A 26,217-nucleotide genomic window follows, 5' to 3' on the forward strand; every position below is an offset into this window, starting at 1 on the left:
CCGGGCGGTCACGGCTTGCGGGCCACCGCCCCGTACATCGCGACGTCCTCGTCCCGGACGCCCTGCTCCCCGGTGCCGTCCGGACGCCACTTGTGGACCTGGACGATGCCCGGCTCGGTCAGTTCCAGCCCCTCGAAGAACTCGTGGGCCTCGTCGAGGGTCCGCAGCCGCATCGGCAGGCCGCGGGCCGCGTACTCGCGTGCGACCCGGCCCACCTCCTCGGGGGCGAACTCGGCGGTGCCGATGGTCATGGCCAGGTAGCTGCCCGCGGGCAGGGGTTCCAGGAGGCGGCGGACGATACCGACGGCGTCGTCCTCGTCCAGGACGAAGTGGACGATCGCGATCACGGTCAGCGCGACGGGTTCGGACAGGTCCAGGGTCTTGCGGAACTCCTCCGATTCGAGGACGGCTTCCGGGTGCTGGAAGTCCGCCTCGATGTACGTCGTACGGCCCTCGGGCGTGCTGGACAGCAGCCCCTGGGACAGGGTGAGGACGATCGGGTCGTTGTCCACGTAGACGACTCGGGACGCGGGGGCCACCGCCTGGGCTATCTCGTGCAGGTTGGGCGAGGTGGGGATGCCGGTGCCGATGTCGAGGAACTGGCGGATGCCCGCCTCCTCGGCCAGCCATCGCACCGCGCGGTTCATCCAGTCCCGGTTGGCGCGCATGTGGACGGGCATCCCGGGCCATTCCCGCACCATCGCGTCACCCGCCTCCCGGTCGGCGGGGTAGTAGTCCTTCCCGCCCAGGACGTAGTCGTAGATCCGGGCCGAGTGCGCGTGCTCGGTGTCGATTCGGTCGGCCGGCCATCCGCTGTCGGACAACGTTCGCCCCTCTCCGTCGGGTCGTGCGGTACGAGTGAACTCTCGGTGGTGAACTCCCGGTCGCGGTGGTCCTCACAGCTCCTTGCGCAGCGCGCCGAGGAGTTCCTCGGTGCCTCGGGCGGGCACCGCCTGGGCGCCCAGGCGGTCCAGGGCCTCGCGGTAGACCACCACGTCGTCGGCCTTGTCCAGGTAGACGGCGCCCACGAGCCCGCCGAGGTAGACGATGTCGGGGAGTTCGGGGGCCCGGAACCGGAAGAGGTCGAAGGCGCCGGCGCGCAGGGCGGGGTGCGGGCCGCCGGCGAACGGCATGATCTGGAGGGTCACATGGGGCAGCCGGCCCACCTCGATCAGATGGTCCACCTGCTGCCGCATCACCTCGGTGCCACCGACGGGCCAGCGCAGGACCGTTTCGTCCATCACGACCCACAGCCGGGGCGGAGAGGGCCGGGTGAGGATCTCCTGGCGCCGCATGCGCAGGGCCACCCGCCGCTCGGTGTCCACCGAAGACGCGTGCGGGTTGCCCGCGCTGAGCAGGGCCCGCGCGTAGTCCGGGGTCTGCAGCAGCCCGTGCACGAACCCGGACTCGTAGGCGCGGATGTGCAGGGCCGCCTGTTCCAGGCTCAGGTAGGCGGCGAACCAGTCCGGCATGACGTCGCGGTAGGTGTGCCACCAGCCGCGCTTGTTCGCCTCGCGCGCCGACTTCAGGAAGGTGTCGATCTCCTGCTGGTCGCGGACACCGTAGACCTGGAGCAGCTTCTCCACGTCCGGGAGGCGCAACCGGGCCACCTTCGCCGCCTCGAGCCGGCGGATCGTGGAATGGCTCACCCCGATCGCCTCCCCGGCCTGCTCGAACGTGAGACCGGCGCGGGTGCGCAGCTCCTCCAGCTGTCTGCCGAGGATCATCCGCAGCACGGAAGGGGCACCGCCCCAATCGGTCTCCGCGGTCACACCGTCTTCCCTTCGCCGTCCCGCGCCCGGGCCAGGACACGCCAGTCTGTCACGGGCGTCGTCCCGCCGCAGGAGCATGCATGCTGGCGACTGCAATTTTCAACTTGCCGGTTGCGTACCGTTGTTGACGGATGACACAGTGGCTCCACCGCCCCTGCCCTCCCGACCCGCATTTTCTCGACCGATGACCAGGACCGTCCTGTTGGCGACACGTCCCCCACCCCCACGGGACGGTCTCGCACGACACGTTCTTCTGACGTCCGTCGCGGCCAAAGGACCCACCCCCCATGGACCCGCAGCACACCCGTGATCCACGTCCGTCCGCGGCCACCGTCCGTGACCGCTCGTGCGCGTCCGGCACCGCCCGCCCGCCCCGCAGACGCCGTCCGGGCCCGGCCCCGCTCAGCCTTCCCGCCGGGCTCCGCGCCGGCCTGGGGCACGACGCCGTGGGCACCTCCGCGTCCCACGGCGAACGCATTCTGGCCCGCCTTCCCCGTGCGGGGTGCGTGTTCGCCGACGAGGGGCGCTGGTGGTGGATCGTCCCCTCCGGGTCCGACATCGGAGTCGCGTGGCCGGCCGACGCCCCCTACGTCGTCGGCGACCCGTCCTGGACCCGGGCGCGGGCGGACGCGCGGGCGGCCGGACCGCGCATGGTCCACGGCCCCGACGGCGACTCGCCCTACACCGCGCCCATCCCCTTGTACCTCCTCGTCTGCCGGTTCGCCGGTGTGCCGCCGCGCTGGTCCCTGGCGCCCTGAACGGACCACAACGCGGGCGGGCGCGACGGCGCTACTCGAAGAACTTGAGGCTCCAGCCGGTGTCGCTGGTGGGGCCGGGCACGCCGGCCCGGCGGTAGGTGGTCCCGCCCCACCAGCAGAAGGTGCCGGTGTACCAGTACCGGTTCTCCCACGCGTACGGCGTCCCCTTGGCGACCGCGTGGAACATCAGCGGGAACCTGGGGCCGGCGGGCGGGCTCGTGGCGATGTCGCCGTCGAGCAGGACGAAGCTGTGGTGGCCCGGCCCGTCGACGTACAGGGTGGGGTCCCAGCCGGTCATCATCGTGGCGCGGTGGGACCCGAAGAGGCAGCCGTTGGACTTGTACCAGTCCCACACGTACGTGGGGTCGCCGCCGGACCGCAGCCTCAGGTCGGCCAGGCAGTACTGGTCGCTCCAGCTGCCGTTGGCGGAGTAGGCGATGTGCAGCTGCCCGTTCGGGTCCTTGATCGGTTCGGGGCCCTCGTTGATGAACGGGTTGCCCACCACCCGCTCCCAGCTCTCGCGCGGCTGCGAGATGACGTACCGCGCGCCGGCCGGTGCGGTCGGGCTGCTCATCCGCGCGAGGTAGAGGTTCTGTTCGACGTTGGTGTCACCGGCCCAGCCCGACCAGACGAACCACCGCTGCCCCTCGAAGGTGAACAGGGTGCCGTCGATGGCCCACTTGTCGTCCGGCAGTGCCAGCTTCGTCTCGGCCGTGTATCCGCTGTCGGCGGCGGCGGAGCTGATCACGTACATCCGGTGGGCCGCTCCGCGGCCGGCCGAGAAGTAGATGTAGTAGCGGCCGCCGTCCCGCACGATCTCGGGGGCCCACACCTCGCCCCGGTCGCGGGTGTCCGACCAGACCTGCCGGGCGGGGGCCGCGGCCAGCGCGGCCGGGGACGCGGCCTGGCGCACGGCGATGCCGCCCCCGGTGGACTGCACGGAGACATAGGTCCCGCCGACCCGGATCACGCTCGGGTCGGCGGCCCGCAGTCCGGTCCGGTCCGCCCGCGCGGGCCCGGCGGAGGACACCAGCAGCAGGAAGGCGACGAGGACGCCGGACAGCAGGGCGGCAACGGCACCGTGGAGGCGGCGGGAGAGCCGTCCGGTCCCGCTCGGTGGGCTTCCGGTCGAGGTCGGCATGTCCCTCCGCTTCCACGGGCCGTGATGTACATCGATGGAAGTAGGCAGCGGGTCCAGGATCGTAATCGACAGCGGACATGTCAATGAGGGCGCCGCAACACCCCCTGCTCCGCACGGCATCCGGAGACATCGGCCCTTGCCCGCTTCACCTTCCGAACCTGGAGGGCCTTCTTCCGATTGATCTCGTTCACCTAGTTGACATGCACAGGGAAGGACTACAACCCTGCAAGTCCCCCCACACCAAGGAGGACCGTGTGCTTTCCCCACGCAAGCTGACGGCGTCCCTGGCCGTCGCGGCGTCGATCGGCGCCCTCGCCGTCGTAGTCGGGCCGGCCGAACCGGCTTCGGCAATACCGGACACCATCCCGCTCACCCTGAAGAACGACTCGGGCACCGCCGAGCAGGTCTACGTCTACGTGATCGGCACCGAACTCGCTTCCGGCAAGCAGGGATACGCCGACGAGAGCGGCACCTTCCACGCCTGGCCGGCCGGTGGCGCCCCGCCGGTCCCCGCCCCCGACGCCTCGTTCGAGGGGCCCGCAAACGGCGGGTCAAAGACCGTTCGGCTTCCGAAGTTCTCGGGCCGGGTCTACTTCTCGTACGGCGAGAAGCTCGACTTCCGGCTCGCCGAGGGCGGCCTCGTGCAGCCCGCCGTCCAGAACGCCGACGACCCCAACCACGACACGCTGTTCAACTGGACCGAGTACACGCTCAACGACTCCGGGCTGTGGCTCAACTCCACCCAGGTGGACATGTTCTCGGCGCCCTACTCCGTCGGTCTGACGGCGGGCGACGGCTCCACGAAGCAGACGGGATCGCTGAAGCCCGGCGGGTACAAGGCGGTCGCCGACGGTCTCACGCAGCAGGGCGGCGGCTGGGAAGGGCTGGTCCAGACGCGGAGCGACGGCTCGCCGCTGCGCGTCCTGGCCCCGGGGCACGGCATCGGCTCCGGCGACCTGCCCGCCGACGTGATGGACGACTACATCAACCGTGTCTGGAGCAAGTACGCCACCGACACGCTGACGGTGACGCCGTTCAAGGAGCAGCCGGACACGAAGTTCTACGGCAAGGTCAACGGCGACAGGATGGACTTCACCGACGGCGGCGGCGCGGTGGTGACCTCCTTCGAGAAGCCCGACTCCGACTCGGTATTCGGCTGCTACAACAAGCTCGACGCCCCCAACGACCAGGTGCGCGGCCCCATCTCGCGGACCCTGTGCGCCGCGTACAACCGCTCCACGCTGCTCACCGACTCCGAGCAGCCCGACGCCGACGCCACCGGCTTCTACCAGGACGACGTCACCAACCACTACGCCCGCCTCGTCCACGCGCAGATGCGGGACGGCCGGGCGTACGCCTTCGCTTTCGACGACGTCGGCAACCACGAGTCGCTGGTGCACGACGGCGACCCCAAGGACGCGGCGATCACGCTGGAGTCCTTCGACTGACCGGGCCGGCCCCACCCGCGCCCGAACCGACGCACCACCTTCCCCCCCACCCCCGTGCCCGCTCCCCTCTCGTGGGAGCGGGCCCACGAAAGGGAGAGACATGGCCTCCCCACGACTGTTCCGCGGTTGCGTCCTCGCCGCCCTGTCCGCCACCCTCGTCGCGGCCTCCGCGGTGACCCCCGCCCAGGCGGAGCACCGGCCGGAGTCCGCCGCGGCGGTGACGTTCTCCGACACCTTCGACGGACCCGCCGGAGCCGGCGTCGACACCGCCAAGTGGCAGCTGGAGACCGGTGACAACGTCAGCAACCACGAGCGGCAGTACTACACGCCCGGCACCGACAACGCGCAGCTCGACGGCCAGGGCAACCTGGTGATCGAGGCCCGCCGCGAGAACCCGGGCAACTACCAGTGCTGGTACGGCACGTGTGAGTACACCTCCGCCCGGCTGAACACCTCCGGCAAGTTCACCGCGACCTACGGCCACGTCGAGGCCCGGATGAAGATCCCGCGCGGGCAGGGCATCTGGCCCGCGTTCTGGATGCTGGGCCAGGACATCGGCGAGGTCGGCTGGCCCAACTCGGGCGAGATCGACATCATGGAGAACGTCGGCTTCGAACCGTCCACCGTGCACGGCACCCTGCACGGCCCCGGCTACTCCGGCTCGGGCGGCATCGGCGCGGCCTACACGCTGCCGAACGGCGAGGCGTTCGCGGACGCCTTCCACACCTTCGCGGTGGACTGGGCCCCGGACAAGATCACCTGGTCGGTCGACGGCACCGTCTACCAGACCCGTACGCCGGCCGACCTGGGCGGCAGGGACTGGGTCTTCGACAAGCCGTTCTTCCTCATCCTGAACCTCGCGGTCGGCGGCTACTGGCCGGGCGACCCCGACGCTTCGACCACGTTCCCGCAGCAGCTGGTGGTCGACGAGGTGAAGGTGACCACGAGCGACGGCTGACGGCCCCGGCCAGGATGGCGCGGGGTCGCACAGCGTCACGTGATATGTGCGTGGTGTGAGGTCCGCGCCGCCTGACCCGGCTCAGGGGGACGTGGTCCGGGCGATGTCCCCGGCCGGGGCATCCTCGTCCGGGGCCGCCGGAGGCGGGAAGATCAGGTCTTCGAGCGCGTCCGCGGCGAAGAGGAAGGCCATCATCACGACTGGCAGGAGGAGCGCGAGCAGAATCACAGGACCTCCCGGTGGGTCGGTCTGTGGGCTTCGTGGCCCGGCTTCAAGGATGGGCCCGAATGGCGGAACCCGCACGGCGGGAGCCGACCGAGCCGGTAGACGGGGCGCCGATGACCGATCCCGCAGGTCGACGCGTCGGCGCGGCGGCGGGCGGTACCCCGTTGCCTCGGTTCTAAACGAAGGCCACCTGCGCGTGGCTGAGGACGGGCCTCCGGGCGAGGCGCCCGGCGGCGAGGCGCCCTTGACCGGTTGCCCGCCCACCCTCATATTCACCAGCACCCCGTCAACAACTCTCCAGAGGTGACCGTGAGAAGCCTCAGACCCTGGTCTGCCCTCTGCGCAGCCGCCGCCCTCGCTCTTCTCACCACCACGTTCACGCCCTCCCCCTCCCCCGCGGCGGCGTCCCCGCCGGGCGGACCGGCCTTCGCCCCGCACTCCGCCCGGGCGGCGCTCGCCCGGCTGCTGCCGCGGCACGTCTCGCAGTTCACCCTGATTCCGGCGCCCCGGCGCGCCTCCGGGGACTGGTTCAGCGTGTCCGGCCGCGCCGGTCACGTCCGGGTCCGGGGGACCAGTCCCGCGGTGATCCTCAGCGGCGTCAACTGGTACCTCAAGTACACGGCCAAGGTGGACATCGGATGGCCCGGGCGCAGCACGGCCAAGCTGCCGCGCACACTGCCCGCACCCGACGGCACCGTCCGCCGGCACGCCTCGGTGCCGCACCGCTTCGCACTCAACGACACCGACGACGGCTATTCCGGCGCCTACCGCGACTGGGCCTCCTACGAGAAGCAGATCGATCTCCTCGCCCTGCACGGCGCGAACGAGGTCTTCGTGCAGATGGGCGCGGACGCCGTCTACTACGAGACCCTCCAGGAGTTCGGGTACACGAAGGAGGAGCTCAGATCCTGGATCCCGGGTCCGGCGCACCAGCCGTGGTGGCTGATGCAGAACATGTCCGGCTTCGCCGGTCCCGTCTCCGAGCGGCTGATCGAGGACCGCGCCGCACTCGGCCGCAGGATCGCGCACCGGCTGCGCGAGCTGGGCATGACCCCCGTGCTTCCCGGCTACTACGGCACCGTGCCGCCGGGCTTCACGGACCGCAACCCCGGCGGCACCGTCGTCCCGCAGGGCCAGTGGGTCGGCTTCGAGCGGCCCGACTGGCTGGACCCGCGCACCGACGTGTTCCCGAGGGTCGCCGCCTCGTTCTACCGCCATCAGCGTGAGCTGTTCGGCGACTCCACGATGTACAAGATGGATCTGCTGCACGAGGGCGGACGGCCCGGCGACGTCCCCATCGGCAAGGCCGCCCAGGCCGTGATGCAGGCGTTGCAGACCGCGCGTCCCGGTGCCGTCTGGACCCTGCTCGGCTGGCAGAAGAACCCCTCGGCGCAGATCATCGACGCCGTCGACAAGAGCAGGCTGCTGATCGTCGACGGCCTGTCCGACCGCTACGACGGCCTCGACCGCGAGACCACCTGGCACGGCGCGCCCTACGCGTTCGGCACCATCCCCAACTTCGGCGGTCACACCACCGTCGGGGCCAACACCGCCGTGTGGGCCGAGCGTTTCGACCGGTGGCGCACCAAGGCCGACAGCGCCCTCGCGGGTATCGCGTACCTGCCGGAAGGCACGGGAGGCAATCCGGTCGCCTACGAGCTGTTCACCGAACTGGCCTGGCGCACGGGCCCGGTGGACCACGCGGCCTGGTTCGCCGGGTACGCGGAACGCCGCTACGGCGGACCCGATCCGCACGCGGCCCGGGCCTGGGAGCTGCTGCGCACGGGCCCGTACAGCATGCCCTCCGGCACCTGGAGCGAGGCGCAGGACAGCCTCTTCACCGCCCGCCCCCGGCTGACGGCCACCTCGGCGGCCAGCTGGAGCCCCGGCGCGATGCGCTACGACCCGGACACGGTGCGCGAGGCACTGGCCGAGTTGCTGAAGGTCGCACCGGCCCTGCGGACGACCGACGCCTACCGCTTCGACCTGGTCGACGTCGCCCGCCAGGCGCTGGCCAACCGCAGCCGCTCCCTGCTGCCGGAGATCAAGGCCGCCTACGACGCCGGTGACCTGTCCCGCTTCCGTGCGGGGGCGGCCGAGTGGAAGGGCGACTTGGTCCTGCTGGACCGGCTGCTGGCCACCGACTCACGCTTCCTCCTCGGGCCGTGGCTGGCGGACGCGAGGTCCTGGGGGCGCACCGCGGCGGAGAAGGACACCGCCGAGTTCGACGCCCGGTCCATCCTGACCACCTGGGGCCACCGCTCGGGCAGCGACGCGGGCGGCCTGCGGGACTACGCCAACCGGGAGTGGTCGGGGCTGGTCTCCGACTTCTACGCCAAGCGCTGGACGACGTACCTCGACTCCCTCGACACCGCGCTGGTCACCGGACGGCCACCGGCCGCCATCGACTGGTTCGCGCTGGAGAACGCCTGGAACCAACGGCACGACCCCTATCCCGTCGAGCCCTCTGGAGATGCGATGACGACGGCCGCCGCGGTGCTCGACGCCCTGCCCGCACCGGCACCTTTGGTTCCGGCCGCCTCCGGGGCGACGCGGTGAGGCGCGTGAGCGGCAGAGCCGCCGGTGTGGTCGTGGCGGTGCTGAGTGGTCTGGCACTGGCGATGACGTCGACGACCGCGCAGGCCGCGACCGGTCCCGACGTCATCGCCCACCGCGGCTCCTCGGGCATGGCACCCGAGAACACCGCCGCCGCCATCGACCTCGCCGTCCGCCAACGCGCCGACTACGTCGAAATCGACGTCCAACGCACCAAGGACGGCAAACTCGTCAACTTCCACGACTGCACCATGGAACGCACCACCGACATCGAAACCCTCTACCCCGGCCGCCCCCGCTACCGCGTCTCCGACTTCACCTGGAACGAACTCCGCCGCCTCGACGCCGGCACCTGGTTCCACGACGACTACACAGGCGAACCCCTCATCACCCTCGACGACGTCATCCGCCACATCCAGCACACCCGCACCGGACTCCTCGCCGAAATCAGCCCCTGCAGCCAGTACGGCACCACCGTCGCCACCGACCTCGCCGACGCCCTGCACGGCAAACCCCGCTACGTCCGCACCGCCCTCGCCCGCCACCGACTCGCCGTCCAGTCCTTCCAGACCGACGACGCCCGCACCTTCCACACCGCCCAGCCCGACATCCCCATCGGCATCCTCGACGCCGACCGACCCACCGACACCGAACTGACCGAACTGAGCCAGTGGGCCGACCAGATCAACCCCCAGCACACCGTCACCGACCAGACCCTCGTCGACCGCGTCCACCAACTCGGCATGGACATCAACGTCTGGACCGTCGACGAACCCGGCGCCATCCGAAAAATGGCCGGCCTCGGCGTCGACGGCATCATCACCGACTACCCCCAGACCCTCACCCAACGGGGGTGACCCGGCTCAGGGGCGGGTGGCCCGGTCCAGTTCGATGAGGACCGAGTAGTACGCGCGGCCGGTCGCGCGGTCCATGCCGATCTCGCACATGCGGTTGGCGGACAGGTGGGCGTCGTACGGGCGCGAGGTCACCTCGGCGGCCTCCTTGGCCGTCGCGGAGGCCGTCAGTTCCTTGTGCAGCATGCCGCGGTCGCCGGCGAAGGCGCAGCATCCGGCGTCGTCCGGGACGACGACCTCGTCGGCGACCGCGTCGGCGACCGCGCGCAGTTGGTCGACGTCGCCCAGGTGCTGCATCGAGCAGGTCGGGTGCAGCACCGCCGAACCGGTCGTACGGCGGATCGTCAGATGCGGCAGGAGTTCCTCGGCGGCCCACACGACGGAGTCGATCACCTCAAGGCGCTCGTGCAGTTCCCGGTTGGCGTGGGTGAGGTAGGGGACGACCTCGTGCCGGATGCCGAGCGTGCAGGACGAGGCGTCGACGACGAGGGGAATTCTGCCCCCGTCGGTCCAGGCCCAGGCGGCCTCGACGATGCGGTTGGCCATCACGGTGTTGCCGTCCGCGTAGCCCTTGGAGTGCCAGATCGTGGAGCAGCAGGTGCCCGCGACGTCGTCGGGGATCCACACCGGGCGGCCGGCCCGGGCCGAGACGTCGACCACGGCCTGCTGGAGCGAGGGGGTGCCGTCGTCCTCGGGCCCGGCGAAGATCCGGTTGACGCAGGCCGGGTAGTACACGGCGCTCGCTCCCGTGCGGGAGGTGGGCGGCGCGTGGCGGGCGGCGGCGCCCGGGATCTCCGGCAGCCACTCGGGCAGCAGATCGGGTCGTACGGCCCTGCGGGCGAGGCCGGTCGCGGCCTCCAGCAGCCGGTCGCCGATCCGGTCCGCCACGCCGACCGCGAGGCGTGCCGACGCCTCCACCGCTTTGAACCGCTTCGCGGTGAGGGCGGCGATCCGCTCTTCGCGCGGCGAGTGCCTGCGGTGGCGGAAGTCCTTCATCATGGCGCCGGTGTCGATGCCGACGGGGCAGGCGATCGCGCAGGTGGAGTCGCCCGCACAGGTGTCGACGGCGTCGTAGCCGTAGGAGGCGAGGAGCTGTTCCTCCACGGGTGATCCGTCCGGCTGCCGCAGCATCTCCCTGCGCAGCACGATGCGTTGGCGCGGGGTGGTCGTCAGGTCGTGGCTGGGGCAGGTGGGTTCGCAGAAGCCGCACTCGATGCAGGGGTCGGCGAGCGGCTCGATGGCGGGGATCGTCTTCAGTCCGCGCAGATGGGCCTTCGGGTCGCGGTCGAGGACGACCCGGGGCGCCAGTACGCCCTCGGGGTCGATCAGCCGCTTGAGGCGCCACATCAACTCGGTGGCCCGGGGCCCCCATTCCAGCTCCAGGAACGGGGCGATGTTGCGTCCGGTGGCGTGCTCCGCCTTCAGCGAGCCGTCGAAACGCTCCACGGTCATCCGGCAGAAGTCGTCCATGAAGGCGGCGTACCGGTCGACGTCGGAGGGCTTCGACGCGTCGAAGGCGAGCAGGAAGTGCAGGTTGCCGTGGGCGGCGTGACCGGCGACCGCGGCGTCGAAGCCGTGCTCCGCCTGGAGTCCGAGCAGTTCCTCGCAGGCGTCGGCCAGCCGGGACGGCGGGACCGCGAAGTCCTCCGTGATCAGGGTGGTGCCCGCCGGACGGGAGCCGCCGACCGCGGTGACGAAGGCCTTGCGCGCCTTCCAGTAGCCGGAGATCACCTTGGCGTCGCGGGTGAACTCGTTGGTCACGGAGGCGACCGGCGCGACCAGTTCCAGCCGTTCGACGACCGCGGCCGCCGCCCGCTCGAAGGCCGCCTGCCCCGCCTCGTCGGGTGCCCAGAACTCCACCAGCAGGGCCGCCGTCTCCCGCGGCAGACCGGCCCAGTCGGCCGGGACGCCCCGCACGCTCACCGAGGCGCGCAGCGTGTTGCCGTCCATCAGCTCGACGGCGATCGCCCCGGCCTCGTTGAAGAGGGGTACGGCCGCCGCGGCGGCGGTCAGCGAGGGGAAGAAGAGCAAGCCGCTGGAGACCTTGCGGTCCAGCGGCAGGGTGTCGAAGACGACGTCGGAGATGAACCCGAAGGTGCCCTCGGAGCCGACCATGAGCCCGCGCAGGATCTGGACGGGTGTGGTGCCGTCCAGGAAGGCGTCCAGCCGGTAGCCGTTGGTGTTCTTGATCTCGTACTTGGCCCGGATGCGGGCGGTGAGGGCCTCGTCCGCCTCGATCTCCGCCTTGAGCGCCAGCAGCCCGGCGCACAGCTCCGGCTCGGTCCGCGCCAGCGTCTCGTCCGCGTGCGGGTCGGCGGTGTCGACGACGGTGCCGCTCGGCAGGACGAAGGTCAGTGCGGCCAGCGTGCGGTACGAGTTGCGGGTGGTGCCCGCGGTCATGCCGGAGGCGTTGTTGGCGACGACCCCGCCGACGGTGCAGGCGAGGGCGCTGGCCGGGTCGGGCCCCAGGATCCTGCCGTACCGGGCGAGGGTCGCGTTGGCCCGCATGACCGTGGTGCCGGGCCGGATGCGGGCCCGCGCGCCGTCGTCCAGGACCTCGATGCCGGTGAAGTGGCGGCGTACGTCGACGAGGATGTCCTCGCCCTGGGCCTGGCCGTTCAGGCTGGTGCCGGCGGCGCGGAAGACCACCTGGCGACCGTGGTCACGCGCGTACGCCAGCACCGCCGCCACGTCGTCGACGGTCTCGGGGAGTACGACGACCTGCGGCACGAACCGGTAGGGGCTGGCGTCGGAGGCGTACTTCACCAGGTCGGAGATCTTCCACAGGACCTTGTCCGGGCCCAGCAGCGCGGTCAGACCGGCGCGCAGCGGCTCGGGGGTACCCGTGGCCCCGGCGTCGGGCACCCGGTCGGCGGAGGCGACGCGGGCCGTGCCGGGGCGGAGGGTTTCCGGCTTGGGCTCCAGCAGGGGCATGGTCTTCGACTCCCACACGGTCTCGGTCGGTGCTGATCAGGGTACGACTGCGCTGCCCGCCGGCCCCGGCGGGACCGGCGAGCGCGGACGGATCACCCGGGCAGGTCGGGGTCCGGTCCCGGGCCCGGGTCCGGCAGCAGGGCCACCACGTCGATCTCCACGAGGATGTCCATCAGGTCGGACCCGACCGTGGTGCGCACCGGGCGGGGTTCCTCGAAGAACGGACGGTAGGCCGCGTCGTACGCGGCGAAGTCCCGCCGGAGGTGTTGCAGATGCACCGTGACCTTCACGACGTCCCGCAGGGACAGGCCCCGCGCGGCGAGGACCGCCGCCACATTGCGCAGCACCTGCGCGGTCTGTGCCGCGACACCCTCCGGTACGGCGCCGGTGACGGGGTCCTGCGGGCCGAACCCGGCCGTGAACAGGAACCCGCCCGCCACCACCCCCTGGGAGTAGGCGCCCGCGGGACGGGGAGCCCCGGCCGTGTGCACGGCCCGCTTGCCGGTGGGCTCGCTCATCCACGGACCACCTGTCGCTGCGGCGCGCGCTCGCCCGGCAGGGCCGCGATCCGGTCGGCTCCCCCGCCGGGGAGGTGTTCGGCCCGACTCGTACGGCCACACGGGATTCACCGGCACCAGCCTGTGGGTCGACCCGGCCACGCGGCGCTACGCCGTGCTGCTCACCAACCGGGTGCACCCGACGAGGACGGGTGACGGGATCGTCGCCCTGCGCCGCGCGTTCCACGACGCCGCCGCCCGGACACCCCCGGTGGCCGCCGAGGCTCCGCACGGTGTGGAATGAGCCGGTGAACCCTTCCGCACCTCGCGCCGAGCGCCCCGAACGCAGCCGCCCCGCCGCCCAGAGCCTCACCGGCGTCGGCCTCGCCGTCCTCGATCCCGCCGGCCGGGTCCTGCTCGGGCTCGGTCACGACGGACGCTGGGAGCTGCCCGGCGGCAAGGTCGACGCGGGCGAGGACTTCGAGACGGCCGCCGCGCGGGAGTTGGCGGAGGAGACCGGGCTCGCGGCGGCCCCCGCGGACGTGCGGGTGCTGGCTGTGCTCGTCGACGGCGTGGGTGGGCTGACCCGGGTGACGGCGGCGGCCGTCACCGAGCGGGCGGCCGGTACGCCCCGGGTCACCGAGCCCGACAAGATCGAGCGCTGGGAGTGGTTCGCCCGCGAGTCGGTCCCCGCCGCGCTCTTCCCGCCGTCCGCCTCGGTCCTGGACTGCCTGTGGCCCGGTGCGGAGCGGCGGGGTGCGACGGGAGTCCGGCATTACGCGGTGGCCGGGTCCGCCGTCCACGACAGCACGAGCCGGGACGGGTGCGCCGCGTCGCGGTGACCATGACGAGCTGACGCTCGCCGCCCGGCCCCGTCCGGCGCCACCACCACCATGCCGGGCGACCTGGGCTTCGCCCTCCGACCGGTCGGCGTCGGCGCCGTCGCCCCGAGCGACGCGGGACCGGCCTTCGCCGCGAACCCGTCCTGTCCGGGGTTCGGGCTGCGCGGCACCGACCCCCTTCGCCACGGCCGCCGAAGCCTTCGGGCGGCTCCGCACGAGCGGGCACCGGTCACCACCACCGGTCCCCGTCCGCGGTCCCCGGCACGGGACCGGGCGAGCCGCGTTGCGCCGCACGCATTGACATGAACGCGCCCCGGCGTAACGCTGAGAGCGCTCTCAGGATCGGTACGGACCAATTCCCCCACACCCGCACGGAGGTGGAGAGTGCTCTCCCGACTCAGACACCGTCTGCTCGCCGTGGCCGCGGCCGCAGGCCTCACCGGCGCCCTGCTCACGTTCGGCGCCGCACCGCCCGCGGACGCCGCGGTGCCCGCCACCATCCCCCTGAAGATCACCAACAACTCGGCTCGCGGCGACGCCGTCCACATCTACAACCTGGGCACCTCCCTGACGACCGGTCAGCAGGGCTGGGCCGACGAGAACGGCACCTTCCACGCCTGGCCCGCCGGTGGCAATCCCCCCACCCCCGCACCGGACGCGTCCATCCCCGGACCGGCCGCGGGACAGACCAAGACCATCCGGATCCCGAAGCTGTCGGGACGCATCTACTTCTCCTACGGTCAGAAGCTGGACTTCCGGCTGACCACCGGCGGCCTGGTCCAGCCCGCCGTGCAGAACCCGAGCGATCCCAACCGCAACATCCTCTTCAACTGGTCGGAGTACACGCTCAACGACGGCGGGCTGTGGCTGAACAGCACCCAGGTCGACATGTTCTCCGCGCCCTACACGGTCGGTGTGCAGCGCGCCGACGGCAGCGCGGTCAGCGCCGGGCAGCTCAAGGCCGGTGGCTACCGCGGGGTGTTCGACGCGCTGCGGGCCCAGCCGGGCTGGGGCGGGCTGATCCAGACCCGGCCGGACGGCACCGTACTGCGGGCGCTGGCACCGCTGTACGGGGTGGAGACCGGGGCGCTGCCCGCGTCGGTCATGGACGACTACATCAACCGGGTCTGGCAGAAGTACGCGACGACCACGCTCACCGTCACGCCCTTCGGGGACCGGCCGGACACCAAGTACTTCGGACGCGTGTCGGGCAACGTCATGAACTTCACCAACACCTCCGGCGCGGTCGTCACCAGCTTCCAGAAGCCCGACGCCTCCAGCGTCTTCGGCTGCCACCGGCTCCTGGACGCGCCCAACGACCAGGTGCGCGGGCCGATCTCCCGCACGCTGTGCGCCGGGTTCAACCGCTCGACGCTGCTGAGCAACCCGAATCAGCCCGACCCCTCGGCGGCGAACTTCTACCGGGACTCCGTGACCAACCACTACGCCCGGGTCATCCACGAGCGCATGGCCGACGGAAAGGCGTACGCGTTCGCCTTCGACGACGTCGGCAACCACGAGTCGCTGGTGCACGACGGCAACCCGGCCGAGGCGCGGCTCACGCTCGCCCCGCTCGACTGAACCGGCGGCGGCATGCACGGGTCCGCCCCCGTCCTCCCCCGCCGGTGCGGCGGAGGACGGGGGCGGTCCGGTGGTGCGGCATCCGGCGGGGCGAGGTGTCGCGTGCCGCACCGGCCCGGTCAGGCGCCGGGCAGTACGCCGGTGCGGGCGACCTCGGCGTACCAGCGGGCGCTCGCCTTGGGGATGCGGGTGCCGGTCGGGTAGTCGACGTAGACGGCGCCGAAGCGCTTGCTGTAGCCGTGCGCCCACTCGAAGTTGTCCAGCAGGGACCACAGGAAGTAGCCGCGCACGTCCACGCCGTCCAGGATGGCCTGGTGGACGGCGGCCAGGTGGCCGCGCACGTAGGCGATCCGGGCGGGGTCGTTGACCTGACCCTCGGGGTCGGCGTAGTCGTCGAAGGCGGCGCCGTTCTCGGTGATCACCAGCGGCAGCCGCGGGAAGTCGGCGGACAGCCGGCGCAGCAGGTCGTACAGGCCGGTGGGGTCGACGGCCCAGCCCATGGCGGTGGTGTCGCCGGGCGGCTGGTGGAAGGCGACCCGGTCGGCTCCCGGCCAGGGGCTGTGGGCGCTGTTGCCGTGCCCGTCGGAGGTGTGCGCGGCGCTGCCGTCGGTCTCGGAGACCACGGTGGGCGTGTAGTAGTTGACGCCGAGGAAGTCCAGCGGCTGGCGGGCCTGGCGCAGGTCGCCGTCCTGGACGAAGGACCAGTCGGTCAGCTCGGCGGTGTCCTTGAGCAGGTCCTCCGGGTAGGCGCCGGTCAGCATGGGGCCGGTGAAGACCCGGTTGGCGAGGGCGTCGATCCGGCGCACCGCGTCGGCGTCGCCGTCGCTTCCGGTGAGCGGGCGGACGTGGTGGATGTTGAGGGTGACGGAGACCTGGGCGTCGGCGCGGACGCGGTCGCGCAGGGCCTGGACGGCCAGGCCGTGCGCCAGGTTGAGGTGGTGGGCGGCGCGCAGGGCGGCGACCGGGTCGGTGCGGCCGGGGGCGTGCACGCCGGAGCCGTAGCCGAGGAAGGCGCTGCACCAGGGCTCGTTGAGGGTGGTCCAGGTCTTCACCCGGTCCCCGAGGGCGTCGGCGGCGAGCGCCGCGTACTCGGCGAACCGCTCGGCCGTGGCCCGCTCGGGCCAGCCGCCCGCGTCCTCCAGTTCCTGGGGCAGGTCCCAGTGGTAGAGGGTGGCGACGGGCTGGATGCCCTTCTCCAGCAGCTCGTCCACCAGACGCCGGTAGAAGTCCAGGCCCTTCTGCACGGCCGGACCGCGGCCGGTGGGCTGGATCCGGGGCCAGGCGAGGGAGAAGCGGTAGGCGCCCAGGCCGAGTTCGGCCATGAGGGCCACGTCCTCGCTGCGGCGGTGGTAGTGGTCGGTGGCGGTGTCACCGGTGTCGCCGTTGCGGACCCGGCCGGGGGTGCGGGCGTAGGTGTCCCAGATGGACGGCGTGCGGCCGTCTTCCGCGGCGGCCCCCTCGATCTGGTAGGAGGCGGTCGCGGAACCCCAGAGGAAGCCCTTGGGGAAGGTGCGGGCGGCGTCCGGGGCGGACGCGGTCTGCTGTGCTGCGGTGACCACGTAAGTCCTTTCGGGTGGGGGTGCGGGAGACGGCGCGGGCGACGGGTCAGCCCTTGACGGCGCCCGCCATGATGCCGCTGACGATCTGGCGGCCGAAGACGACGAACATCGCCAGCAGCGGCAGCGTGCCGAGCAGCGCGCCGGCCATGATGAGCGACTGGTCGCGGACGTAGCCCGCGCTGAGCTGGGTGAGCGCGACGGGGACCGTCGGGTTGGTCATGTCGAGGACCACGAACGGCCAGAAGAAGTCGTTCCACGCGTGCACGAACGTGATCATGAACAGGACGGCCATCGCGGGCCGCGCGATGGGCAGCACGATGCTGAAGAAGATCCGCAGCGAGTGCGCCCCGTCCACGCGGCCGGCCTCGACCAGTTCGTCGGGCAGCGCCTCGGTCAGGTACTGCCGCATGAAGAACACCCCGACCGCGCTCACCAGCGTCGGGAAGATGACGGCGGGCAACTGCTGCGACCAGCCCAGGTCGGCCATCAGCATGAACAGCGGCACGACGGCGAGCTGCGGCGGCACCAGCATGGTGCCGATCACCAGGACGAGCAGGGCGTTGCGGCCCTTGAACCGCAGCTTGGCGAAGGCGAACCCGGCCAGCGTCGCGAACAGCACCGTGGACAGGGCGATCACCCCGGCCACGATGAGGCTGTTGACCATGGCCTTGCCCATCGCCGCCTCGTCCCAGGCCCGGGCGAGGTTGCTGAACAGGTTCGGGCCGGGCAGGAACGGGGGCGGCGTCTGGCTGACCCGGGTGTTGTCGGTGGACGCGGCCACCATCGTCCAGTACAGCGGGAAGATCGACAGGATCGCCATGATGGCGAGCAGTACGTAGGCCAGGGGGCCGGCGTGGTGCTGGCGGCCGGCGCGCTGGCGCAGCAGCCGGCGGCCGCCGCGGCCGCCCGCCTGCACGGCGGGGGTCAGGGCCGGGGCGTCCGTCCGGGCCGGCAGACTGTGAGTGGTCATGACGACTCCAGGTCAGGACGTGCGGGAGCGCAGGCGCTTGATGACGCGCTGCACGACGAAGACGAGGACCAGCAGCATGAACATCGCCCAGGCGACGGTCGCCGAGCGGCCCATCTGGTAGTTCTTCCAGCCCTCCTCGTACAGCAGCAGACCCAGCGTCTGGTACTGGTTGTCCGCGCCGCCGGTGACCCCGTTGGGCCCCTGGCCGAAGATCAGCGGCTCACCGAAGAGCTGAGTGGCGCCGATCGTGGAGAGCACGATGGTGAAGACGATGGTGGAGCGGATCCCGGGAACGGTGACGTGGATGAACTGCTGCCAGCGGGAGGCGCCGTCGAGGGAGGCCGCCTCGTACCGGTCGGCGGGGATGGCCTGCATCGCGGCCAGGTACAGCAGCGCGTTGTAGCCGGTCCAGCGCCAGATGACGATGGTGGAGATCGCGACCTGGGCGGGCCACTTGTCGGCCTCCCAGTCCACCGGGTCGATCCCGACCGAGCCGAGCGCCCAGTTGATCATGCCGAAGTCGCGCTCGAAGATCATGGTGAAGACGAGGGCGGCCGCGGCGACCGAGGTGGCGTAGGGGACCAGAGAGGCGACCCGGAAGAACAGCGAGGCGCGCATCCGGTAGTTGAGCAGGTGGGCCATGCCGAGCGCCATCATCAGCTGCGGCACCGTGGAGATGACGCCGATGGTGATCGTGTTCTGCAGCGCGTTCCAGAACCGGGAATCGCCCCACAGATCCACGTAGTTGTCGAACGCCACCCACTCCATGACATCGAGGGTGGCCAGCTCCACGTCGTGCAGGGAGATCCACGAGGTGTAGATCAGGGGGTAGAAGCTGAACGCGGCGAAGATGATGAAGAAGGGCGCGACGAACGCGTACGGGGCGCCCTTGATGTCGAGCCGGTGCAGGAGCGCGCCGCGCCGCCGGGGGGTGTCCCCGCCGCCCCCGCGGGGGGACGGACGCGCAGGCTCGCCCCCGGCCAGGGCCTTGGTGGTGGAGGTGGCCACCGGACTTCCTTCCTGAGTGCGGATGGGTGAGCCGGGCGCCGGGCCCGCCGGCCAGGACCTGGTCCTGGGTACGGGCGGGCCCGGTCGGCCTCGGGAGCGGAGAGTCAGCCGACCGCCTTCTCGATGCGCTCCCCGGTGGTCGTCCACGCCTCGTCACGCGTGGCGTCGCCCTGCTCGATCAGGGCCAGGCCCTGGGAGAAGGTGTCCTTGATCGTGCCGTCCTTGCGGCCGAGGACCTGCTTGTCCGGGATCTCCTGGGCGGCGGCGCCGAAGATCTGGCCGATCGGGGCCCCGCTGAAGTACTCGGACTTGGCGTTCTTCACCTCGGGGCTGTCCAGCGCCGTGCGGGAGGAGGGGATGTTGCCGATCTCCTTGAAGATGTGGGCCTGCTGCTCGGGCGCGGTGAGCCAGGCGACGAGCTTCTTGGCCTCCTCCTTCACCGGGCTCTGCTCGACGACGCCGAGGAAGGAGCCGCCCCAGTTCGCGCCCTTGGGCGCCTTGGCCACGTCCCACTTGCCCTTGTTCGCGTCGCCGGCCTTCTCGCTGATGTGGCTGAGCATCCACGCCGGGCACACCGCGGTGGCGAAGGTGCCGTTGGCCAGGCCGGGGTCCCAACCGGGCTGGAACTGGCGGAGCTTGGCAGTCAGTCCGTCCTCGGCCGCGTCGGCGGAGAGGTTCCACGCCTCCTTGACGGCCGGGTTGGTGTCGTGGATCAGCTTGCCGTTCTCGTCGTAGTACTGCTCGGGGTAGCCGTAGACCATGGCGTTGAACAGGCCGCTGGCCGCGTCCATGTAGGCCACGTCGCCACCCTTGAAGTCCTTCTTGAAGGTGCGGCCGACCTCGACGTACTTGTTCCAGTCGCCCTCCCAGAGCTTGGCGACCTCCTCGCGGTCGGTGGGCAGGCCCGCCTTCTCGAAGTAGTCCTTGCGGTAGCAGACGGCCATCGGGCCGATGTCGGTGCCCAGGCCCAGCACCTTGCCGTCCTTGGTGCTGATCTGGGACTCCTTCCACGGCAGGAAGTGGTCGGTGCCCGGCACGTCGGAGAAGTCCGCGAACTTGTCCGCCTGGGTCTCGGTGATCTCCTTGGCCCGGCCGATCTCGATGCCCTGGATGTCCTTCAGGCCCTTGCCCGCCGCGAGCCTGGTCTGCAGGGCGGTGTAGTAGGTCTGCTCGTCACCGGCGATCTCGGCCTTGATGTCGACATCGGGGTTCTGCTTCTCGTACTGCTCGAGAAGACCCGTCTCCTTGATGCCCATCACCCCGTACATGCCCATGGTGATGGTGACCTTGCCGTCCTTCTTGCCACCGCCGGTGGCCGAGTCGTCGCTGCCGCCGCAGCCGACGACGAGCGCCAGCGCGCCGACGGCCGCGGCCGTCGCCACCGCCCTTCTGCGCAATGAACCGAGAGTGCCCATGGATCTCCTCCTAGCGACGACGCTGACACATCGGAGTGACGAGTTCTGCGATGACTACTGCGATGGCTACAGCGGCTACAGCGGTGAAAGACAGCGGCTCGAACAGGGGGTGGGAACGTGCCCAATTTTGGTGGGCACGTTCCCACCGGCGCATCGAAGACTCGTGGGAACGAGCCCTGTCTGTCAATAACTTGAAAGCAACTTGTCGCACGCGCCCCCGCGCCGCGTTCGCCTCCCGGAGGGCGGGGGGTGCTCCGCCGACCGTGGTGTCTGCAAGAATTGCCGCAGGTCACCTCCGCGGCAGGCAGCGCCGCCGCGGCCGCCGAGGGGGGAGTACATGACCGGCAACCGCCGTCCAACGATCAAAACGGTCGCCGCCCGCGCCGGCGTGGGCCGCACCACGGTCTCCCGTGTCGTGAACGGCTCGGAGCTGGTCAGTGACGATGCGCGGGAGAGGGTCCTTGCGGCGATCAAGGAACTGAACTACGTTCCCAACTCGGTCGCCCGCGGCCTGGTCACCAACCGCACCAACGCCGTGGCCCTGGTGATCCCGGAGTCGGAGAGTCGGCTCGGCTCGGAGCCGTTCTTCGCCGCGCTCATCCGCGGTGTCAGCGGCGCCCTCGCCGAGAGCCGCACCCAGCTGCAACTGATGCTCGTGCGCGACCAGGCCGAGCGGGACCAGCTGACCGAGTCGGTCGCGACCCGCCGGGTGGACGGCGTGCTGCTGGTCTCCGTGCACTCCGAGGACCGGCTGCCGGGCATGCTCGAGGAGATGGGCCTGCCCACCGTGCTCGCCGGCCGCCGTGACGCGGGCGAGCGGCTGAGCTACGTCAACTCCGACAACGCCGGCGGGGCGGCCGCCGCGGTGCGCCATCTGCTGGGCGGCGGACGGCGCCGGGTCGCCACCGTCACCGGGCCGCTGGACATGGACGTCGGCCGCAGCAGGCTCGCCGGCTGGCGCGCCGCCCACGAGGAGGCGGGCGTGCCGGCGCCGGAACTCCTGGTCGAGGCGGGTGACTTCACCGAGGAGGGCGGCGCGAAGGCCATGCGTTTGCTTCTTGAACGCGCCCCCGACCTGGACGCCGTCTTCGCCGCGTCCGACCTCATGGCGGTCGGCGCCCTGGCCGAACTGCGCCGGCGGAAACGGCAGGTGCCGGGGGATGTGGCCGTCGTCGGTTTCGAGGACTCGGTGCTGGCCCGCCACACCAACCCGCCGCTGACGACGGTGCGTCAGCCGGTGGAGGAACTGGGCCGGACCATGGCCCGTATCCTCACCGACATCACGCAGCACGGCGCGCCCCGGCAGCAGATGACGCTGCCGACGGAGCTGGTGGTGCGCGAGTCGTCGTAGGCCCGGCCGGTCACCCGGCGGCCCCCTGCCGCCGCAGCCGCTCCAGGACCCGCCCGCGCAGCAGCTCGTACTCCTCCCGGAGCCGGCGTATCTCGGGCGGCCGGGGGATGACGGTGCCGCCGACGACGGTCTCGTGCGGGCCGAACTGCTCCCGGGTGAGGTCGATCTCCACGCCCATGCCCAGCCGGTTCCACCAGTGGAAGTCGACCCGCTCGCCCGCCACGTGCACCTCGCCCCGGATCAGCTCGCCGCCCAGCAAGTCGTTGAGCACCATGGCGGTCACGCCGCACTGGTCCCGGGCGGGATTGTCCCCGGTCCACCGCGTCCGGAACTCCGGCGTGCACGTCTCGGCACTCCAGCTGCTGCGGACGGCGCGCTCGACATCGGCGAGAAGCAGGGGTTTCATGCCGTCCATTGTGTCGGAGGGCACTGACAGTCATGCGTGGCCGGACAGACGCGTACCGGACGGAGAAGTACCGGACGAAGGAGTGGCGGGCGGTATGGGGATCGGCTGGGAGTGGGACGAGACGCTGTTCTCCGGTACCGCCGCCTTCTACCGGCGCGGGAGACTCCCGTACGCCCCCGGCCTGGCGGACGTGCTCGCCGAGGTGCTGGGTCTGGACGGGCGGGGCCGGCTGATCGACCTGGGATGCGGGCCGGGGACGGTCGCCCTGCGCCTGGCCGCTCTCTTCGACGAGGTGGTCGGGGTGGATCCGGACGCGGGGATGCTCGCGGAGGCGGCCCGCGAGGCCGCTGTACTGGGTGTGGCGGACAAGGTGCGGTGGGTGCGGGCCCGGGCCGAGGAACTCCCGGCGGGACTCGGCGACTTCACCGTCGCGATCCTCGCCCAGTCGTTCCACTGGATGGACCGCGAGCGCGTGGCGGCGACCGTCCGGGGCATGCTGCGGCCGGGCGGCGCGCTGGTGCACATCTCCGACCTCAAGGGAGAGACCCGGACCGTCGACGGGCTGCCGCACCCTCCGGTCCCGCACGCGGCGATCGACGCCCTCGTCAGGCGGTATCTGGGGCCGGTCCGCCGGGCCGGCCGGGGGCTGCTGCCGCGCGGTACGCCCTCCGGTGAGGCCGCGGTACTGGCCGGGGCGGGGTTCGCCGGCCCGTACCGACATGTCGTGCCCGGTGGTCAGGCGATGATGCGTACGGAGGACGACGTCGTCGCTTGGGTGTTCTCCATGTCCTTCTCGGCCCCGCACCTGTTCGGCGCCCGGCTCGCCGTCTTCGAGGCGGATCTCCGTCGGCTGCTGGGGGAGGTCTCGCCGTCGGGCCGGTTCTCCGAGCGCCGACCGGGCACCGAGGTGTTCGTCTGGCCACGCGGGCTGGACTGAGCGCGTCCGCCGGGTGCGTCACCGGGTGGGCGGTGGCCGCCGCGGCGGGACGGCCCAGGGTTCACGGGGTAAGCACGATTCGCCCGAAGACCTCGCCCGTGTCCATCGTGCTGGGCGACCTCATCCTCATGGTCATGGCCCACCGGGGCATCCACGCCCGGTCGACGGCCGCCCGCGTCGCGGCCTCCCGGCGCTTCGCCGCGCTGGTGATCCAGGCGTTCCGGGCCTCCCCCGGGCACGCGCCGCTCCCACCGGTGCCACGGTTGACTCCCGCGTGAACCCGTCTGGCCCAGTCCGGCCCCGGCGGGCGTTTCCCCTCGGGTCCCGGTTCGTTGGGACGGACATGATCAAGAAGCTCGCCTGTGTCTCCGTCATGGCCACCGCTCTGCTGGTCTCCGCTCCCCTCGCCGAGGCGGCTCCCGTGCCCGACCCGTCCGCCGGTGTTCCCGGTGGTGCGCTCCTGGACGGTCTCCTGGGATCGCTGGAGGTGGGGCACCCGGCCACCTCGCCGCAGTCGCTCCTCCCTCAGGGCATCCTCGGCGGGTGACCCGCAGGGGGCGGGAGGGGGTGATTGCGCGCAATCACCCCCTCCGCCTCCGATGACCGGTTCGGCGCTCCGCTCCACCGGCCCCACGCGGGCCCGCCAGACCGCGGCAGGCTTCCCGTAACCACCGTCCGCGAGTCTCCAGGGAGTCATTCAACGTGGGAGGCTCCAGTGAAGTTCGCGAGCAAGAGGCGTGCCGGTGTGGTCGTGGCGGTGCTGAGTGGTCTGGCACTGGCGATGACGTCGACGACCGCGCAGGCCGCGACCGGACCCGACGTCATCGCCCACCGCGGCTCCTCGGGCATGGCACCCGAGAACACCGCCGCCGCCATCGACCTCGCCGTCCGCCAACGCGCCGACTACGTCGAAATCGACGTCCAACGCACCAAGGACGGCAAACTCGTCAACTTCCACGACTGCACCATGGAACGCACCACCGACATCGAAACCCTCTACCCCGGCCGCTCCCGCTACCGCGTCTCCGACTTCACCTGGAACGAACTCCGCCGCCTCGACGCCGGCACCTGGTTCCACGACGACTACGCCGGCGAACCCCTCATCACCGTCGATGACGTCATCCGCCACATCCAGCACACCCGCACCGGACTCCTCGCCGAAATCAGCCCCTGCAGCCAATACGGCACCACCGTCGCCACCGATCTGGCCGACGCCCTGCGCGGCAAGCCCGGCTATGTGCGCAAGGCTCTCGCCCGGAAGCAACTGGCCGTGCAGTCCTTCGAGACCGACGACGCCCGCACCTTCCACACCGCCCAGCCCGACATCCCCATCGGCATCCTCGACGCCGACCGACCCACCGACACCGAACTGACCGAACTGAGCCAGTGGGCCGACCAGATCAACCCCCAGCACACCGTCACCGACCAGACCCTCGTCGACCGCGTCCACCAACTCGGCATGGACATCAACGTCTGGACCGTCGACGAACCCGGCGCCATCCGAAAAATGGCCGGCCTCGGCGTCGACGGCATCATCACCGACTACCCCCAGACCCTCACCCGGCGGTAGCGGGGCACGGGAAACCGGCGCTTTGACACACATCGCCATCGGGCGTTGACTGTCCGTACGGCGCAGGGTATGCCGCTCCGGGGGAACCCGGTGATCCAAGCAACCAGGAGAGCGGCACACGACATGTATGACCAGACGCGCGCACAGCAGCCCCCGGACCGGGACCGGGACCGCACCGACCACCGTTCCGCGGCACCGGACGCGCTCCTGCCGTCGGCGGAACGGGACGCGGTCCTGGACCGCCTCCGCAAGGCCATCAACACCTTCGCCGACGCTCCGCACGAGGCGCTGGAGGAGGCGGAGGGCGCCTTCGACGACGCGGCGGCCCACCTCGCCAACGCCCTCGCGGAACGGCGTCGTGCCCTGCACGACAGTTGGCAGGACCAGGACCCCGAGGCGCGGGCCGAGGAACTCCGGATCGCCCTGCGGCAGTATCGGGAGATCACGCAGCGGCTGATCCGCTTGTGACGGCCGCGTCGTTGGCGCAGCGGAAGCCGAGGTTGCCGGACGAGGAGTCCGGGGTGTTGGCGGAGCGGGCGGCGACCCGGTAGCGGTTGCAGTAGGAGTCGTGGCACAGGTAGGAGCCGCCACGCAGGACCCTGGCCGTCCCGGTCCCGGGTCCGCGCGGGTCCGCGGCCGGGGACTCGGCGTAGTAGGACGGCGAGAACCAGTCGGCGCACCATTCCCACACGTTGCCCGCGGTGTTCCACAGGCCGTGGCCGTTGGGCCGGTAGGACTTGACCGGTGCGGTGGTGAGGTGGCCGTCCTCGGCGGTGTTGACGTGGGGGAAGCGGCCCTGCCAGATGTTGCAGCGCCACCGGCCGCCGGGGGTCAGTTCGTCGCCCCAGGCGTAGCGGCGGCCGGCCAGTCCCCCGCGGGCGGCGTACTCCCACTCGGCCTCGGTGGGCAGCCGTTTGCCGGCCCACCGCGCGTAGGCGGTGGCGTCGTTCCAGGAGACGTGCACGACGGGGTGGTTCCGCCGGCCGGTGATGTCGGAGCGGGCGCCCTCGGGGCGGCGCCAGTGGGCGCCCCGGACGTTGATCCACCAGGGTGCGCCGGCAGCGGTGCCGAGGACGTCGGTGTCGGGGGCGGCGACCACCAGGTGGAAGACCGCCGAGGAGCCGAAGCGTTCGGCGTCGGTCACATGGCCGGTCGCCTTGACGAAGGCGCCGAACTGGGCGTTGGTGACGGCGGTCTCGTCGATGTGGAAGGGCTCCAGACGCACCGTGTGCACGGGTGTCTCGCCGTCGGCCGGGTATCCCTCCCCGAAGGCGTCCCCCATGGCGAACTCACCGCCCGCCAGGCGCACCTGGCCGCGGGTCGAGCGCGGGCGGGCGGCCGGTCCCGGTGCCGCGAGGGGCGCGGCGGACGTGGCGTCCGCGGCGACGGATGCCGTCGCGGGGGCGCAGCACGGGCGGTGAGTGCGGGTCATCGG

General features: G+C 71.5%; 23 protein-coding genes and 3 pseudogenes. 14 read left to right on the forward strand and 12 right to left on the reverse strand.

Annotated elements, in window-relative coordinates; all coding sequences use genetic code 11:
* Window positions 1–8 precede the first annotated feature (8 nt).
* Window positions 9–824 carry an SAM-dependent methyltransferase gene (locus ACIRGB_RS10780; protein WP_403861475.1) on the reverse strand — a complete coding sequence of 272 codons (816 nt, stop codon included), beginning with the start codon at window positions 822–824 and terminating at the stop codon, window positions 9–11.
* 72 nt (window positions 825–896) lie between these two features.
* Window positions 897–1,772, reverse strand: coding sequence for a helix-turn-helix domain-containing protein (locus ACIRGB_RS10785; RefSeq protein WP_403861478.1), 876 nt, complete (start codon window positions 1,770–1,772; stop codon window positions 897–899).
* 287 nt (window positions 1,773–2,059) lie between these two features.
* Here ACIRGB_RS10785 and ACIRGB_RS10790 point away from each other — a divergent pair, with 287 nt between their 5' ends.
* The gene (locus ACIRGB_RS10790) at window positions 2,060–2,530 is read left to right on the forward strand and encodes a hypothetical protein (protein WP_403861480.1); all 471 of its coding nucleotides are present in this window, start codon (window positions 2,060–2,062) and stop codon (window positions 2,528–2,530) included.
* A 31-nt stretch (window positions 2,531–2,561) separates the two neighbouring features.
* Here the strand turns inward: ACIRGB_RS10790 and ACIRGB_RS10795 are convergent, their stop codons facing one another.
* Window positions 2,562–3,671 carry a glycoside hydrolase family 43 protein gene (locus tag ACIRGB_RS10795; protein ID WP_403861483.1) on the reverse strand — a complete coding sequence of 370 codons (1,110 nt, stop codon included), beginning with the start codon at window positions 3,669–3,671 and terminating at the stop codon, window positions 2,562–2,564.
* Between the two features lie 254 nt (window positions 3,672–3,925).
* Between ACIRGB_RS10795 and ACIRGB_RS10800 the strand changes: the two genes are divergently transcribed.
* Window positions 3,926–5,119: a glycoside hydrolase family 64 protein gene (locus tag ACIRGB_RS10800; protein ID WP_403861486.1), complete on the forward strand. Its 1,194-nt coding sequence runs from the start codon at window positions 3,926–3,928 to the stop codon at window positions 5,117–5,119.
* Window positions 5,120–5,219: 100 nt separating this feature from the next.
* A pseudogene (locus tag ACIRGB_RS10805) lies at window positions 5,220–6,071 on the forward strand (family 16 glycosylhydrolase); the annotation flags it as partial.
* An 87-nt stretch (window positions 6,072–6,158) separates the two neighbouring features.
* On the opposite strand, the gene ACIRGB_RS10810 reads toward ACIRGB_RS10805, so the two are convergent.
* On the reverse strand, window positions 6,159–6,305 hold the full coding sequence (locus tag ACIRGB_RS10810; protein WP_037922471.1) for a hypothetical protein: 147 nt from the start codon (window positions 6,303–6,305) through the stop codon (window positions 6,159–6,161).
* Between the two features lie 306 nt (window positions 6,306–6,611).
* Between ACIRGB_RS10810 and ACIRGB_RS10815 the strand changes: the two genes are divergently transcribed.
* Together ACIRGB_RS10815 and ACIRGB_RS10820 are read left to right on the forward strand one after the other, a co-directional pair.
* The gene (locus tag ACIRGB_RS10815) at window positions 6,612–8,861 is read left to right on the forward strand and encodes an alpha-N-acetylglucosaminidase (protein WP_403861489.1); all 2,250 of its coding nucleotides are present in this window, start codon (window positions 6,612–6,614) and stop codon (window positions 8,859–8,861) included.
* A 5-nt stretch (window positions 8,862–8,866) separates the two neighbouring features.
* Window positions 8,867–9,715 (forward strand): glycerophosphodiester phosphodiesterase, encoded by an 849-nt coding sequence (locus ACIRGB_RS10820; protein ID WP_403861492.1) that lies wholly within the window; start codon window positions 8,867–8,869, stop codon window positions 9,713–9,715.
* A gap of 6 nt (window positions 9,716–9,721) precedes the next feature.
* On the opposite strand, the gene ACIRGB_RS10825 is transcribed toward ACIRGB_RS10820, so the two are convergent.
* Window positions 9,722–12,646 carry an FAD-binding and (Fe-S)-binding domain-containing protein gene (locus ACIRGB_RS10825; RefSeq protein ID WP_403861495.1) on the reverse strand — a complete coding sequence of 975 codons (2,925 nt, stop codon included), beginning with the start codon at window positions 12,644–12,646 and terminating at the stop codon, window positions 9,722–9,724.
* A gap of 92 nt (window positions 12,647–12,738) precedes the next feature.
* Window positions 12,739–13,164 carry a RidA family protein gene (locus tag ACIRGB_RS10830; RefSeq protein ID WP_403861497.1) on the reverse strand — a complete coding sequence of 142 codons (426 nt, stop codon included), beginning with the start codon at window positions 13,162–13,164 and terminating at the stop codon, window positions 12,739–12,741.
* 2 nt (window positions 13,165–13,166) lie between these two features.
* Here ACIRGB_RS10830 and ACIRGB_RS10835 point away from each other — a divergent pair.
* The 3 genes and pseudogenes from ACIRGB_RS10835 to ACIRGB_RS10845 form a co-directional block, all read left to right on the forward strand.
* Window positions 13,167–13,447, forward strand: a pseudogene (locus ACIRGB_RS10835) (serine hydrolase); the annotation flags it as partial.
* A 4-nt stretch (window positions 13,448–13,451) separates the two neighbouring features.
* Window positions 13,452–13,985: an NUDIX hydrolase gene (locus ACIRGB_RS10840; protein WP_403861500.1), complete on the forward strand. Its 534-nt coding sequence runs from the start codon at window positions 13,452–13,454 to the stop codon at window positions 13,983–13,985.
* Window positions 13,986–14,369: 384 nt separating this feature from the next.
* Window positions 14,370–15,566 (forward strand): glycoside hydrolase family 64 protein, encoded by a 1,197-nt coding sequence (locus ACIRGB_RS10845; protein ID WP_403861503.1) that lies wholly within the window; start codon window positions 14,370–14,372, stop codon window positions 15,564–15,566.
* 119 nt (window positions 15,567–15,685) lie between these two features.
* Here ACIRGB_RS10845 and ACIRGB_RS10850 read toward each other — a convergent pair whose 3' ends face one another.
* The 4 genes from ACIRGB_RS10850 to ACIRGB_RS10865 form a co-directional block, all read right to left on the reverse strand.
* Window positions 15,686–17,125: a GH1 family beta-glucosidase gene (locus tag ACIRGB_RS10850; RefSeq protein WP_403861506.1), complete on the reverse strand. Its 1,440-nt coding sequence runs from the start codon at window positions 17,123–17,125 to the stop codon at window positions 15,686–15,688.
* Window positions 17,126–17,171: 46 nt separating this feature from the next.
* Window positions 17,172–18,095, reverse strand: a complete 924-nt coding sequence (locus ACIRGB_RS10855; RefSeq protein WP_403861511.1) for a carbohydrate ABC transporter permease — start codon at window positions 18,093–18,095, stop codon at window positions 17,172–17,174.
* A gap of 12 nt (window positions 18,096–18,107) precedes the next feature.
* On the reverse strand, window positions 18,108–19,103 hold the full coding sequence (locus ACIRGB_RS10860; protein WP_403861514.1) for a carbohydrate ABC transporter permease: 996 nt from the start codon (window positions 19,101–19,103) through the stop codon (window positions 18,108–18,110).
* 104 nt (window positions 19,104–19,207) lie between these two features.
* Complete coding sequence (locus ACIRGB_RS10865) at window positions 19,208–20,518, reverse strand: ABC transporter substrate-binding protein (RefSeq protein ID WP_403861517.1); 1,311 nt, start codon at window positions 20,516–20,518, stop codon at window positions 19,208–19,210.
* A 337-nt stretch (window positions 20,519–20,855) separates the two neighbouring features.
* On the opposite strand from ACIRGB_RS10865, the gene ACIRGB_RS10870 reads away from it, so the two are divergent.
* A complete protein-coding gene (locus ACIRGB_RS10870) occupies window positions 20,856–21,869 on the forward strand; it encodes a LacI family DNA-binding transcriptional regulator (protein ID WP_403861520.1) in 1,014 nt (337 codons plus the stop codon).
* Between the two features lie 10 nt (window positions 21,870–21,879).
* Here ACIRGB_RS10870 and ACIRGB_RS10875 read toward each other — a convergent pair whose 3' ends face one another.
* On the reverse strand, window positions 21,880–22,275 hold the full coding sequence (locus tag ACIRGB_RS10875) for a hypothetical protein (protein ID WP_403861523.1): 396 nt from the start codon (window positions 22,273–22,275) through the stop codon (window positions 21,880–21,882).
* A 94-nt stretch (window positions 22,276–22,369) separates the two neighbouring features.
* On the opposite strand from ACIRGB_RS10875, the gene ACIRGB_RS10880 reads away from it, so the two are divergent.
* The 5 genes and pseudogenes from ACIRGB_RS10880 to ACIRGB_RS10900 all read left to right on the forward strand — a co-directional run bounded on the left by ACIRGB_RS10880 (window position 22,370) and on the right by ACIRGB_RS10900 (window position 25,250).
* Window positions 22,370–23,212: a class I SAM-dependent methyltransferase gene (locus tag ACIRGB_RS10880; RefSeq protein WP_403861526.1), complete on the forward strand. Its 843-nt coding sequence runs from the start codon at window positions 22,370–22,372 to the stop codon at window positions 23,210–23,212.
* Window positions 23,213–23,319: 107 nt separating this feature from the next.
* Window positions 23,320–23,490, forward strand: a pseudogene (locus ACIRGB_RS10885) (TetR/AcrR family transcriptional regulator); the annotation flags it as partial.
* Between the two features lie 65 nt (window positions 23,491–23,555).
* Window positions 23,556–23,759: a hypothetical protein gene (locus ACIRGB_RS10890; RefSeq protein WP_403861528.1), complete on the forward strand. Its 204-nt coding sequence runs from the start codon at window positions 23,556–23,558 to the stop codon at window positions 23,757–23,759.
* Window positions 23,760–23,927: 168 nt separating this feature from the next.
* Window positions 23,928–24,782, forward strand: coding sequence for a glycerophosphodiester phosphodiesterase (locus ACIRGB_RS10895; RefSeq protein WP_403861532.1), 855 nt, complete (start codon window positions 23,928–23,930; stop codon window positions 24,780–24,782).
* 123 nt (window positions 24,783–24,905) lie between these two features.
* Window positions 24,906–25,250, forward strand: coding sequence for a hypothetical protein (locus ACIRGB_RS10900; protein WP_403861535.1), 345 nt, complete (start codon window positions 24,906–24,908; stop codon window positions 25,248–25,250).
* On the opposite strand, the gene ACIRGB_RS10905 is transcribed toward ACIRGB_RS10900, so the two are convergent.
* Window positions 25,225–26,214, reverse strand: a complete 990-nt coding sequence (locus tag ACIRGB_RS10905; protein WP_403861538.1) for a formylglycine-generating enzyme family protein — start codon at window positions 26,212–26,214, stop codon at window positions 25,225–25,227. The two genes, ACIRGB_RS10900 and ACIRGB_RS10905, sit on opposite strands and share 26 nt — an antisense overlap.
* Window positions 26,215–26,217 lie beyond the last annotated feature (3 nt).

It is taken from the genome of Streptomyces sp. NPDC102490, assembly GCF_044765285.1.
Classification (GTDB): Bacteria; Actinomycetota; Actinomycetes; order Streptomycetales; family Streptomycetaceae; genus Streptomyces.